Annotated in this window: 12 protein-coding genes; 8 read left to right on the top strand and 4 right to left on the bottom strand. The window is 74.5% G+C overall.

The window, feature by feature from the left end:
• Positions 1-37 precede the first annotated feature (37 nt).
• Together lanL and AC0693_RS00885 are read right to left on the bottom strand one after the other, a co-directional pair.
• Complete coding sequence (gene lanL / locus AC0693_RS00890) at positions 38-2,524, bottom strand: class IV lanthionine synthetase LanL (protein WP_478800692.1); 2,487 nt, start codon at positions 2,522-2,524, stop codon at positions 38-40.
• A 1-nt stretch (position 2,525) separates the two neighbouring features.
• On the bottom strand, positions 2,526-2,708 hold the full coding sequence (locus AC0693_RS00885) for an SflA family class IV lanthipeptide (RefSeq protein WP_356408895.1): 183 nt from the start codon (positions 2,706-2,708) through the stop codon (positions 2,526-2,528).
• 274 nt (positions 2,709-2,982) lie between these two features.
• Here AC0693_RS00885 and AC0693_RS00880 point away from each other — a divergent pair, with 274 nt between their 5' ends.
• The 3 genes from AC0693_RS00880 (at position 2,983) to AC0693_RS00870 (ending at position 6,420) form a co-directional block, all read left to right on the top strand.
• Entirely contained in the window at positions 2,983-4,257 is a 1,275-nt protein-coding gene (locus AC0693_RS00880) for an alpha/beta hydrolase (RefSeq protein WP_469317803.1), read from the top strand.
• Between the two features lie 97 nt (positions 4,258-4,354).
• Entirely contained in the window at positions 4,355-5,629 is a 1,275-nt protein-coding gene (locus AC0693_RS00875; RefSeq protein WP_478800691.1) for an alpha/beta hydrolase, read from the top strand.
• On the top strand, positions 5,626-6,420 hold the full coding sequence (locus AC0693_RS00870) for a trypsin-like serine peptidase (protein ID WP_469335927.1): 795 nt from the start codon (positions 5,626-5,628) through the stop codon (positions 6,418-6,420). Before AC0693_RS00875 ends, AC0693_RS00870 begins: the two co-directional genes overlap by 4 nt.
• Positions 6,421-6,463: 43 nt before the next feature.
• Here AC0693_RS00870 and AC0693_RS00865 read toward each other — a convergent pair whose 3' ends face one another.
• A complete protein-coding gene (locus tag AC0693_RS00865) occupies positions 6,464-7,282 on the bottom strand; it encodes an isocitrate lyase/PEP mutase family protein (protein ID WP_478800690.1) in 819 nt (272 codons plus the stop codon).
• Between the two features lie 550 nt (positions 7,283-7,832).
• Positions 7,833-8,972 carry a pyridoxal-phosphate dependent enzyme gene (locus AC0693_RS00860; RefSeq protein ID WP_478743116.1) on the bottom strand — a complete coding sequence of 380 codons (1,140 nt, stop codon included), beginning with the start codon at positions 8,970-8,972 and terminating at the stop codon, positions 7,833-7,835.
• A gap of 185 nt (positions 8,973-9,157) precedes the next feature.
• Here AC0693_RS00860 and AC0693_RS00855 point away from each other — a divergent pair, with 185 nt between their 5' ends.
• From AC0693_RS00855 to AC0693_RS00835, 5 genes are all read left to right on the top strand, one after another.
• Positions 9,158-10,363: a DUF4190 domain-containing protein gene (locus tag AC0693_RS00855; protein WP_478743118.1), complete on the top strand. Its 1,206-nt coding sequence runs from the start codon at positions 9,158-9,160 to the stop codon at positions 10,361-10,363.
• A 123-nt stretch (positions 10,364-10,486) separates the two neighbouring features.
• Positions 10,487-11,239 (top strand): GntR family transcriptional regulator, encoded by a 753-nt coding sequence (locus tag AC0693_RS00850; protein ID WP_468462884.1) that lies wholly within the window; start codon positions 10,487-10,489, stop codon positions 11,237-11,239.
• 343 nt (positions 11,240-11,582) lie between these two features.
• A complete protein-coding gene (locus AC0693_RS00845; protein ID WP_356408875.1) occupies positions 11,583-11,771 on the top strand; it encodes an SPOR domain-containing protein in 189 nt (62 codons plus the stop codon).
• A gap of 14 nt (positions 11,772-11,785) precedes the next feature.
• On the top strand, positions 11,786-12,193 hold the full coding sequence (locus AC0693_RS00840) for a (deoxy)nucleoside triphosphate pyrophosphohydrolase (RefSeq protein ID WP_356408873.1): 408 nt from the start codon (positions 11,786-11,788) through the stop codon (positions 12,191-12,193).
• 179 nt (positions 12,194-12,372) lie between these two features.
• A complete protein-coding gene (locus AC0693_RS00835) occupies positions 12,373-12,801 on the top strand; it encodes an ATP-binding protein (protein WP_356408976.1) in 429 nt (142 codons plus the stop codon).
• The last annotated feature ends 120 nt before the right edge of the window (positions 12,802-12,921 follow it).

Below are 12,921 nucleotides of genomic sequence, written 5' to 3'. Positions count from 1 at the left end.
CCTGCGGCGTACCCGCCGGCCGGGATCGGCACCCGGGTCAGTCGAGGAGCCCCAGGCGCGGCCCCCCGCCCGCGGCGAGGCGCCGCAGGAATCCGAGGACGCCCGCCGAGCCGTCGGACCAGGTGGCCGAGGACGCGGTCAGGGTGGAGTCCGGGAAGACGGGGCGGGAGCGGGGGCCGCCGCTGCGGGACAGGGCGATCAGGGCGACCGTTTCGGCGGCGGCCCGGAACTCCTCCGCCGCCGCCGCGTCCGCCACGTCCAGCAGGAAGTCGCCGACCCCGGACAGGCCGCAACACTGGCCGACCAGGGGCATCCGGGGGGCCAGCGCGGCGCAGGCGCGGGCCGTGCGTCCGGCGAGGGCGAGGTATCCGGGTTCCGCGAGGCGACCCGCGGCCCGGACCAGGACCGTGCCGATGCCCGCGAGGCCGCGGCACCACGAGCCGTACCGGCGGGTGGCACCCGGAGCCCCGGCCGCCGCGATCAGGTCCGGGGTGCGGGCGGCGAGGCGGGCGCACGCCTGCCGGGCCCGGGCGAGGTCGTCGCGGTCCCCGGTCGCGGCCCCGTATTCCAGCAGGAAGTAGGCGACGCCCGCCTCCCCGTGGGCGATGCCCCGGCCCAGGGCGGCGTCGCCGGGGGTCCCCGATCCCGTGGCCGTCAGACGCGCCTCCCCGGACGCCAGCATGCGCGCACAGGCGGCCGCCGCGGCGAGGTGGTCCGCCGCCGGGAGGTGCCGGGACAGGAGCAGGTGGCCGAGGCCCACCCCGGCCGCGCCGTCGATCAGGTCGGCCTCCGGCGGTCCGCCGCCCGGGGTCCGGGCGGGCAGGGGCAGCACGGGCGGGCCCGGGCGCTGCGCGGAGGCCGCCGCGAGGAAGAGCTCGATGCCGGTGTGGCCCGTGTAGAACCCCGCCGACATGGCCGCCGACCGGGGCCGGGCCGCCGTCCACCGCGCCAGCGCGTCCACCGTCTCGCGCACCCGCGGCAGTTCGCGGTGGTGGAGCAGTTCGAGGCCGAGCCCGGCGGCGCCGCCGTAGACGTCGAGCGGGGCGGGGACCTGCGCACGCGCGGCGCGCTCCGGGTCCATGACGCGCAGCGCCCCGTCCACGCAGGAGGCCGCCGTGTGCCCGATGACCTCCCGCAGCAGGTCGTCTTCGAGCCGGGCGCGGGGGAGCGGCCGGGACGGCGGTTGCGGGGTGCCCGTCCGCAGCCGGCCCGCGGCGCAGTTCCGTACGGCCGGGTCCGGACTCGTCAGGCCCGTCACCATCGACCGGATGCCCTCGTGGGCGCGGCCGGGCAGCACCCACGCCAGGGCGTCGAGGGTCCGTTCCCGGTCGACCGCGGTGTCGGGGCCGATGATCACCGGGTCCAGGCCGGTGGCGGCGAAGGAAAGGGTCGCGCCCAACGCGTGGTAGTCGTCGGCCGGGGCGGCCGGTGCGCCGGGGCGCAGGACCGGCGCGCTGTAGCCGGGGGTCGAGCCGCCCGGGCCGGCGCCGTCGCGTTCGCTGATGCCGAAGTCGATGACGTGGCAGCGGCCCTCGGCGTCCAGGACCACGTTGTCGGGCTTGAGATCGCGGACGACCACCCCACGGGCGTGGATCGCGTCGAGGGTGCGGAGCAGGCGGGCGGCGAGGGCGGTCAGGGCCCGCGGTGCGTAGGGGCCGTTGTCCTGGACGTGCCGGCGCAGGTTCCGGTCGCCGCAGTCGCTCATCACCAGGTACTCGTCCGGCGCGTGCCGGACGTAGTCCAGCCCGCGCGGTACGCCCTCGACGGCGTCGAGCGCGGCGAGGACCCGGTGCTCGTTGCGCAGCCGGTCACGGGTGTCCGTACCGGACGCGTCCTCGGATACGAAGGCACGCGCCTGCTTGACCACCACGGGCCGCCCGGTGGACCGGTCGAGGGCGCGGTAGACGTTCCCCTGGGGTTTGCGGACGATTCCGCCGGTGAGCGCGTAGCGGCCGCCCACGCCGAAGACGGGCGCGGCCGCGGGCGGCCGGGCCGGTGCGAAGGGGTCCTCGGCCCAGGGCGGGCAGCGGTAGGAGCCGCTCGCCAGGCCGTCGAAGAGGCGGCCGTCCGGGCCGGTCATCACCGATTCGAGGCGGCCGCCGCGCCCGGTCCGGTAGTCGCCGGTGAAGGGCCCGTAGCGGTAGTAGACGGGGGCGTCGGGATCGACCCGCCGGTCGCTGACGACCCGGGGCCCCTCCCGCCCGCGCAGGAGGGCGACCAGGTCCGCGGCGAGGGCGACGACGCCGCCGGGCTCGGGGTAGACCGTGATCGCCTTGCCGACGATCCCGGTCCCCGCCGCACCGGAGTTGACGGTGCGCAGGGTCTGCGCGTCCCGGGCGAACTTGGCGTGGCACACGTGCCGTCGCAGCACCGGCAGCACGAGGGCGACCACGGCGTCGAGTTCGCCGGGGCGGGCCGAGACGTGCAGTTTCCAGCCGTGGTCCACCGCCGGCATCCGGGGGTCGTGCAGGTACGACCACGTGTCGTCGGACCATCCGGTGGGGCCGGCGGTGGACCCGGTCACGCTAGGAGTTGTTCTCGCAGGCGAACCGCGTGGTGGCGGTCACCCAGGGGTCGGCGAGACACGCGGTGTGCTCGCGGTCGCCGCGGTCGTCGTCCTCGAACGCGATCGTCTCGTCGTCGATGAGGAGCGGGCCCGCGTCGAGGAACTCGACCGGCCTGGTCAGTTCGGGGGTGGCTGTGGGCATGTGACGCCTCCGTGTCGTGTCGTACGTGCACCGATGGCGCGGGCCGGAGCCGGTCCGACCGGCCGGCCCGCTCAGGCGAAGGCCTGATCCCCCGAACGTAGGCAGCCGCGAGCCGGCCGGACAGGGCCAAAAGCGCAGCCTCCGGGGCAGCGGTGAGATCCCGGTCATTCTTTGCCCCGTTGTGAAACCGGGAGAGGGATTCGGCCATCAGGAGGAGGGGGATGCCAAGCCGTTCTGTCCAGTGGGGCAGCCATGACCGTTCGGAGCGAAGTCCGTGCACCAGTACCCGCAACGCCGGCGGCCCGATGACCAGCCGTACGCCGATCAGCCCTGGGCCCCGCAGCCGTACGCGAACGAGGGCCAGGCGTCCGGGGCCCCGCGCTTCGACCCCTTCGGGCACGAGCCCCGGCAGCAGCCGCCGGCATCCCCGCCCCCGCCCGGTGACCCGGGCCGCGGCTCCGGCCGCGGCGGGCCGCCGAAGCGGTCCCGGCGCGCGGTGTGGATCGGCGGGGCCCTCGCCGCCGCCCTGCTGGCGGGCGGCGGCGGCTTCGCGGCCTGGAAGTCGGACTGGTTCTCCGGGGACGGCGACCCGGTGAGTTTCGGCAAGGCGCAGGTTCCGGTCCCGGCCGCGGGCGCAACCCCGTCCGCGGCCCCGGACGCCGGGCGGTCGGCGTCGCCCAGCGGTGATCCGGACGTGCGCCCGGCGACCGGGCCGAAGGCCGATTTCAAGCAGACCGGCAGCCTCGACGACGGCACGAAGATCGCCAAGACGCGCCTGACCGGGGCGAAGTCCGGCTTCACCGGTGACGTGTGGGTGTGGGCGCCCAAGGAGTACGACGACCCGAAGTACGCGCAGAGCGCCTTCCCGGTGATGATCGCGCTCCCCGGGGGCAACGGCTTCCCCGCCAACTACTGGGCCGACCGCAGCCTCGGCCTCCAGAAGGCCATCAGCGACGGGGTGGCGGCCGGCACCAGCCTGCCCTTCGTGCTGATCATGCCGGTGCTGAACCCGGACGCCAAGAACTACTACGACGGCTCCGACATCCCCGGCCGGCCCAGGATGGGCACCTGGATCGCCGAGGACATACCGGACTTCGCCCGGGCCAACTTCCGTACGTACGCCTCCCGCGACGGATGGGCCTTCATGGGCTCCTCCTCCGGTGCCTTCGTCGGCCTCAAGCAGGTGCTCCAGCACCCGGACCGCTTCAAGGCCGTGATCGCGAGCGGTGGCGAGATCGTTCCCGATTCCCCGCTCTGGAAGGGGGACACCGCGCTCATGGACGAGAACGACCCCCGCAAGCTCGCCCAGAAGCTGATCGACGCCAAGGGCCCGGACGTCTACATCAACTTCCAGCAGGGGACCAAGGAGAAGGACCGGGCCCGGATGGAGAAGTTCCAGTCCGAGTTCGGCAAGGGGCCGGTCAAGGTCACCATCCGCGACATCCAGAACGGCGAGCACAACGGCTGGCACTACGTGCGCGGCATGCGCGAGGGCTCGCTGGAGTGGATCAGCAAGGTCATGAAGGGCCCGAAGCCCGCCGGAGGCTGAGCCGCGAGCCCCGGACGCGTCCTTGACGCACGTCACCGGCCTGCCAGGCAACCCGACACGCCGTTCATCCCTCTCATAGGGGTGTAAGGGGGACCAAATGGTCCTGCCCGCGTCCGCCGCGGGCGCCGGAAAGGAACGGGACGCTTCCGTGCAGCACGACCACGACCACCAGCAGGACCACGACCACGAGCCCGGTCGGCAGCAGTCGCAGAACGACGACGGGCCGGTGCGGAAGCCGCGGCGCCGCCGCCGTCTGATCGCGGGCGCCCTCGCGCTGGCCCTCACCGCCGGCGGCGGAGCGGCGGCGTACGGCTTCGGGCTCTTCTCCGACATAGGCGGGCCCATGTCCTTCGGGGCGGCCCGGGAGACCGCGGGCGACACCACCGGCATCAGCACCGGCGCGGGGACCGGCGTACGGATGCCCACCGGCCCCCGGGCCGTCTTCGAGCGCACCGGCCGGCTTCCGGACGGCACCGAGATCGGCCGGACCACCCTGACGGGGAAGAAGTCCGGCTTCACCGGTGACGTGTGGGTGTGGGCGCCGAAGGAGTACAACGACCCGCGCTACGACCGGAGCGCCTTCCCGGTGCTGATCTCCCTGCCCGGCGGCCGCGGCTACCCCACCAACTACTGGGGCACCGGGCCCGGCCTCGGCCTCCAGCAGGCCGTGGCCGACGGGGCCAAGGCGGGCCGGAGCCTGCCGTTCCTGCTCGTCATGCCGGTGATCAACGCCGACACGAAGCACCACTTCGACGGTTCGGACATCCCCGGCCAGCCCAGGATGGGCACCTGGATGGCCGATGACGTGCCGGATTTCGTGAAGGCCAATTTCCGCACCTTCGCGTCCCGCGACGGCTGGGCCTTCATGGGGTCCTCCTCCGGCGGGTTCGGCGCCTTCAAGCACGTCCTGAAGTACCCCGAGCGGTTCAAGGCGGTGATCGCCAGCGGCACCGACTTCGTGCCCGATTCCCCGCTGTGGAAGGGCGACACCCGGGCCATGGACGAGAACAACCCGCAGAAACTGGCCGAGAAGCTGATCAAGGAAGGCGGCCCCGACGTCTACGTCAACTTCCAGATCGGCACCAAGGAGAGCGGCCGGGACAAGGCCGAGAAGTTCATGCGGGATTACACCAGGGGCCCCGTGCACACCCGCCTCCAGGTGATCCAGGATGGTGAGCACAATGGGAAGTCCTACGTCCGTGGCATGAGGGAGGGTTCGCTGGAGTGGATCAGCAAGGTACTGCTGCCGCCGACACCCGCCCCGAGCGCGGGCGCGAGCACGCGCCCGGCGTCCGGACCTGCGACGACGCCCGGGACGGCGCCCGCGACGACGCCCGCCCCGGCCCGCGCTCCCGTCTCCGTCGTGCGATGAGCAGACCGGTGGTGAAGGGCGTCTTCGCCGCGGCCGCCGCGCTCGTGGCGGTCGTCGCCGTCGCGGTCTTCAAGGCGTCCGGCGCCGACAAGCCCGAGGCGATGCCCTTCCCCACCGTCGGCGTGCTCATGGCCAACGGCGAGCACTGGTGCACGGCGAGCGTGGTCGACAGCCCGCGGGGCAACGTCGTCGCCACCGCCGCGCACTGCGTGGCCCCGGCCGGTGAGAACGGCTCTCCCGGCGAGGTGGCCCACGACGGCCTCGCCATCGGCGAGCTGTCCTTCGCCCCCGCCTTCTCGGGCGGGGGCAGCGGTTCGCAGCCGCTGGGCCGCTGGAAGGTCAGCGCGATCCACGTGGACGAGCGCTGGACGAAGTGGGGCGACGACACCGCCGACTTCGCCTTCCTGACCATCGCGCCGGACAAGAAGGGCCGCACGGTCCAGCAGGCGGTCGGCCACGGCGAGGCGCCGTCGCCCGACTGGGCCTCCGGCTACGAGCGCGACGTCACCGTGGTCGGCTACCCGGACTCCGCGTTCAACCCGAAGAACAGGCCGGTCTCCTGCACCACCCAGACCGCGCACGACACCGACGACCCGACCATGCTCCACATCAGCTGCGCGGGCTTCTGGACGGGCACCAGCGGCAGCCCCTGGATCGCCGACCGCGGCGGCCCCGGCTCGCCCGGCCGCCTCATCGCGGTGCTCAGCGGCGGGGACACGGACGTGGACTCCACGGCCGCCCTCTTCGACGGCCGGGCGAAGGCCCTGTACGACCGGGCCGCCCGCGGCTGACGGCCCGGGCAGCCCGGCCCCCGCCGGGCCGGCCCGCTCCCGATCAGCCCTTGAACAGGGAGTTCACCTCGCCGTAGGAGAGGGAGCCGGCGAGCGCGCCGTACGTGCCGCCCGCGAGCAGCTCCTCGGTCGCGCGCCGGACCACGGCGTACGCGGCCCCCGCGACCCAGGAACCGAGGCTGACCCGGGCCACGCCCAGCTCGCCCAGCTCCGCCACGCTCGGTGCGTCGGGGCCGACCAGGACGTTCAGCGGGGCGTCGATCCCGCGCACCAGCTCGGTGAGGGTCGCCGGGTCGTACACGCCGGGTACGAAGATGCCGCTGGCCCCGGCCTCCAGGTAGGCGGCGGCGCGGCGCAGGGTCTCCTCCAGCCGGGCCGGGCCGGGCTCGCCGAGGCCCATGAGGAAGGTGTCCACGCGGGCGTTGATGTAGAGCGGCACCCCGAGGGCGTCCGCGGCGGCGCGGGCGGCGGCGAGCCGTTCGGCCTGCTCGGCCGGGTCCCGGAAACCGTCCTCGATGTTGACCCCGACCGCGCCGGCGGCCAGCACCCCGGTCACGGTCTCGCCGACCCCGGCCGCGTCGTCGCCGAACCCGCCCTCGATGTCGGCGGTCACCGGCACGTCCACGGCGGCCACCACGCGGGCGATCAGGTCGAGGGCGCGGTCCCGGGCGAGGGAGTCCCCGTCGGGGGAACCGAGCGACCAGGCGACCCCGGCGCTGGTGGTGGCGACGGCGGCGGACCCGGCCGCCTCGACGAGGCGCGCGCTCGCGATGTCCCAGGCGTTGGCGAGGGCGAGCGGGGCGCCGGGGGTGTGCAGGGCGTGGAAGGCGTGGACGCGGGAAAGGTCAATGGTCTTGGTCATGCGGGCATTTCATCAGAGGGCGGTGGCCGGGGCTGGCGAAAATCGGACATCTGCGAAGACCGGAACCATGGCCCGCGGCTCCCGACCCCGCTCGCCGCGCGGGTGGCCTGCCGGCCCGGGGCCACTGCTGCCCGGCGGTCCTCCCGGCCAGCCGCGCCCCTGCCCGGTGCCCCGTCGGCGGGGCTGGGCGGAGCCGGGGCCGCGCAAACCCAGCCCCGCCGGCGTTTGAGGCGCCGCCGGAGGCACGTTGCGGGAGGCGCGAGCGGGGCCAGGCCGTCCGCACCCTGGGGCTGGTTGGACGCTGCCTCGGAGGCCGTCCGCGCCTGCGAGGTCCCTCGCGTGCCTCCGGCGGCGCCTCAAACGCCGGCGAGGCTGGGATGGTGTGGCCTGGCCTGGCCTGGCCTTCGTCTACGGCGAGGCTGGGATGGTGTGGCCTGGGCGTTCGTCTACGTCGGTGCTGGGTTGGTGCGGCCTCCGCGTTCGTCTGCGGCGGGGGCCGGATGGGCGCGGGCTCGGCTTCCGCCTTCGGCGGTGGCCGGCGAGCCCCCCGTCAGGGCGCCAGGCCGGTCTTGGTGCCCGCGCCGCACAGGGGGACGACGGCCGAGCGGCCGGCGAGGGGGTCGGCCGGGGCGTCCGGGGCCACGGCGGCCCAGCACGCGACGCCGGTCGGCTCGACGAACAGGCCGCGCGCCGCCAGATCCCGCTGGGCCGCGCGGATCCGCTCCTCCGGGACCGTCAGGAAGGTGCCGCCCGACGCCCGCACCGCCGCCAGGATCTGCCGGGCCCGCGGCGGCGCCGGGATCGCGATCCCCTCGGCCAGGGTCGCCACCGGGTCCGGGGCGGGGCCGGTCGGCGCGTCCTCGCCGGCGGCGTACGCCCGCGCGAGCGGAGCCATGGCCGCCGCCTGGACGGCGATCAGCGCGGGGGCCCGTACGCCCGCCCGCGCCAGCTCCGCGACCGCCAGCGCCGCGCCCAGCAGCAGCGTGCCGTTGCCCACGGGCAGCACCAGGACCTGGGGCAGCTCGCCGCCGAGCTCCTCCCACAGCTCGTAGACGTACGTCTTGGTGCCGTGCAGGAAGTACGGGTTGAAGACGTGGCTCGCGTAGAAGACGCCGGGCTCGTCGGCCGCCCGCCGGGCGGCCGCGGCCGCCGCCTCTCGGCCGCCCGGCACCACCCGGACCCGCGCCCCGTGCGCCCGCATCTGCTCGGTCTTCTTCGCGGAGGTGCCCTCGGGGACGAACACCTCGCAGGCGAGCCCGGCCCGCGCGCAGTACGCCGCGACCGAGGTACCGGCGTTGCCGCTGCTGTCGGCCACCACCCGCTCGGGACCGAGCCGCCGCGCCAGCTCGGCGAGCATCACGGCGCCCCGGTCCTTGAACGACAGGGTCGGCATCAGGAAGTCGAGTTTGGCGGAGATCCGCCCCGTCAGCGGGACCAGCGGGGTGCGCCCCTCGCCCAGGGTCACCCCCGGCGCTCCCGGTAGCGGCAGGGCGTCGCCGTAGCGCCACAGCGAGTTCGGCGCGGCCGGATCCGGGACGCGCGGCGTCCCGGGGGCGAAGTCCAGGTCCCAGGGGCCCGCGCACACCGGGCAGCACCAGGGCGCGGTGCGCACCCCCGCGCGGGCGCCGTCGGCGGGGCAGACGTATCCGGGGAGGGTGTCCGTCGGGGCGTGCGTCGTGGCGTGCGTCACCGGGAGCGCCTCCGCTTGGTCGGCAGGGGGGTGGATGGCGGGCTTCGGTGACGGATCGTACGCGCGAGATGGCCGTGAGCGGCGGGCTCCGGGGTGATCGCCCCGCCGACCGGTGTCCCTTGCGTACTATTCGCGCAGTCGTTCGCACGCCCCCACGCCCCCCGCCTGATGGAGCAGCTCACGCCGTGAGTACCCCGCCCCCGCCCCAGCCCCCGCCGCACGACCCGTGGGCCGCCCCGCCGACGGGCGCCGCCCACGGGTACGGCCATGGGTACGGCCACCCGGGCGGCCCGGCCTTCGGCGGCCCGCCCGGGATCAACGGCTTCGCCCTGGCCTCGCTGCTGGTCGGCCTGCTCTGCTTCCCGCCGCTCGGGGTGGTCTTCGCGATCGTGGCCCTGGTGCAGATCTCCTCGCGCCGCGAGCGGGGCAAGGGCCTGGCGATCGCCGGGCTGGCGGTGTCGGTGCTGATGTCCGGGGTGCTGGCCCTGCTCGCCGTGGAACTGGTGGGCCCGGTCGGCGAGCGGCTGGCCCGGGTCGCCGACCGCGGCGCCGCGGGTACGGGCGGCGGCGCCGCGGCCCGCGACGTCGAGGGCGATCCGGTGGACCTGGAGGAGGTCCGGGCCGGGGACTGCTTCAACGTGCCGGGCGGGGACCTGCTGGCCGAGGCGCCCTTCGTCTTCAAGGTGGCGTGCGCGCGCCCGCACCACGGCGAGATCACCGCGTCCTACCTCGCGGACCCGGGCGCCTTCCCGGGGGACGAGGCGCTCGCGACGCGCGCCGAGGAGCGGTGCTGGCAGGCGCAGGACGCCTACGCGATGGACACGTGGGCGCTCCCGGAGATCGCCGAGATGTACTTCTTCGCGCCGAACGAGGAGGAGTGGGACGGCGGCCGCCGCAGCGTGCTGTGCGTCCTCGGCACCACCGAGGGCGAGCAGCGGGGCAGCCTGAAGCGGGACGCGACGATGCTGACGCCCGGCCAGGTGACCTTCCTGAGCGCGGCGAACCGGCTGGACTCCGCGCTGACCGCGGCGCCGGTGACCGATCTGAAGACCTCGCTGCCCGAGTACCGCGCCTGGGCGGCCAAGGTGGAACCGGCGCTGGCGGCGGAGGTCGTCGCGCTGCGCGGGTCCGAGGCCGGGCCGCCGGCCGACGCGCTGCGCAAGGAGCTGGAGGCGGCCCGTACGCACTGGCAGGCGGCGGCGCGGGCGCAGCGGCCGGAGGAGTTCCGCGCGGCGTGGAGCCGGGCGGTGGACGCGACGTCCGTCCAGACGGAGCGCACGCTGCGCGGGGCGCTGGGGCTGGCGACGAAGGTGCCCTCGTGGCTGGAGGACTCGGACGGTTCGGACACGGGGTGGCTCGACGGCGAGGGAGCCGGGTCGCAGTCGGTGTAACGCTGGGTAACGGGTTTTAGTGACCTGCCTTCATCACTTCGAGTGAAACTTTGGCCCTTGCTTGCGGTGTTCAACCGTGGGTTGCCAGGCTGTAGCTGTCTGTCAACCTGATGGGAGTGGCTAGTGACTTTCGGTGAGCAGCCGGCCTATCTTCGCGTCGCCGGTGATCTGCGACGGAAGATCGTCGACGGGTCCCTGCCCCCGCACGCGCGGCTCCCCTCGCAGGCCCGCATCCGCGAGGAGTACGGGGTCTCCGACACGGTCGCGCTGGAGGCCCGCAAGGTCCTCATGGCGGAAGGCCTGGTCGAGGGCCGCTCCGGTTCGGGGACGTACGTACGGGAGCAGCCGGTGCCGCGCCGGGTGGCCCGGGCCGGGTACCGCACGGCGGGGGCCTCCACCCCGTTCCGGCAGGAGCAGGCGGACACGGGCAGCCGCGGGACCTGGGAGTCCAGCAGCGAGCAGACCGAGGCCCCGGCGGAGATCGCCGCGCGGCTGGGCATCGAGCCGGGGGACCGGGTGATGCGCACGCGCTACGTCTTCCGCGACGCGGGCGAGGCCATGATGCTCTCCACCTCGTGGGAGCCGCTGGCCGTGACCGGCCGGACGCCGGTGATGCTGCCGGAGGAGGGCCCGCTCGGCGGGAGCGGGGTGGTCGAGCGGATGGCCGCCATCGACGTCGTCGTGGACAACGTGGTGGAGGAGGTCGGCGCCCGCCCGGGGCTGGCCGAGGAGATCCTCGCCCTCGGCGGGGTGCCGGGGCACGTGGTGCTGGTGATCGGCCGGACGTACTTCGCCTCCGGCCGCGCCGTCGAGACGGCCGACGTGGTCATCCCCGCGGACCGCTACCGCCTGGCCTACCACCTGCCGGTCCGCTAGCGGGTGCCGCAGGTCCCGCCCGGCTCCACCAGGGGTCCGACCGGACCGCTCCCGCCCCCGCGCCCGAGTCCCCTGCTGTCCGTGCGGGGTGACGGGCCGTCATGCCACCGCCTCCGCCGCCCCTCCCGCCTCCGCCGCCCCGCCTTGCTCCGCTGTCCAGCGCGCCGTCCGGTGCGCCGGTTCCGTACCGGCGCGCGCGGTCTCGTACGCGTGGCCGGATGCGTACGCCTCCGGGGTACCTCTTCGTGAAAAACCGTATCCGCTGAGTAAAGGTCGGGCGTAAGCTCCGGCATATGCGCAATGCGGTTTCCTGGGCGGGTACATCGGCGGAGGGTGAAGCGCGATGAACGACGGCGGTGCCCTGCTCCCATGGCTGGTCATACGGCAGGACGACAACGGCAACCGCTATCGGGTGGGCCGTTACTCCACGCGCGCCGAGGCACAGAAGGTCGTCGACAGCCTCGACGACCGGGGGCACAAGCAGCTCTACTGGGTCGAGCGGATCGGTCAGAGCGCCACCAGTCTCAACTGACATAGGCTCGACCCATGACGGAACGCGTGGTCGTGGGCGGAGCCCTGTGTCGTGACGGGCGTTTGCTGGCGGCCCGGCGCAGTGCCCCGCCCGAACTCGCCGGCCGCTGGGAGCTGCCCGGCGGGAAGGCCGAACCGGGTGAATCCGTCCCCGAGGCCCTCGTCCGGGAGCTGCGCGAAGAGCTGGGCGTGGAGAGCGAGGCCCTGGAACGGATCCCGGGAGAATGGCCCCTGAAGCCCGGTCTGGTACTGCACGTGTGGACCGCGCGGCTGCTCTCCGGCGAGCCCCGGCCCCTGGAGGACCACGACGAGCTGCGCTGGCTCGGGCCGGACGAGCTGGACTCCGTCGACTGGCTCGACCAGGACCGCCCGGCGGTCGCCGAGGCCGGCCGGCGGCTGCGCGCCGCGATCACCCGCGCGTAGTCGGCGGGGGCGCGGGGGGCGCATACGGCTCACGGCGTAGGCCAGGTGTACCACAGTGCGCCGGTGCCCGGCGGGCGGATGGTACGACGCCGCGAATATCGGGTATGTCGCAGTTAGTCCCTATCTCGTCCCTCCTCGTCGCTGACGAACCGGACTGGGGTCCGCTGCTGGCCCGGGAAGTGATCGGCGTGATCGACACAGACGGTGAATGTGCCGCTTGGGACTTCCCCGCGGAGCCCGGCGCCGTCCGCACCGCCCGCCACGCCGTGCGCGGCGCGCTCCGCGCCTGGGGCCTGGAGTCCGTCGGCGACGTCACCGTCCTGCTGGTCAGCGAACTGGTCACCAACTCCCTGCGGTACGCTTCCGGCCCCATCGGGGTGCGATTGGTACGGCGCGATTCCGCCACCGGCAACGCCTCGACGGGTCCGGCGCTTCTCGTGGAAGTTTCCGATCCGCTTCCGGATCCGCCCCGCGAGCGGATCGCCGCCCCCGACGACGAGGGCGGTCGCGGCCTGCACCTGGTGGCCGTGTCGGCGCAGCGCTGGGGAACCCGGCACGGGAAGTCGGGCAAGACAGTGTGGTTCGAATTGGCCCTGCCTGGTGAGTAACAAGGTGAAGGGTCTCTGACGATCACCTGGCGTGGCTCGAAACGAACGAGACCGTGCTGTGATCGTGAACGCCGTGCCGAGCGTGCCCGTGGTGCTGAATACTGCGGACATGGCCGGTCC

The sequence above is a fragment of the Streptomyces sp. NPDC043876 genome (genome assembly GCF_056435825.1).
This window is presented reverse-complemented; position numbering and strand designations above follow the sequence as displayed.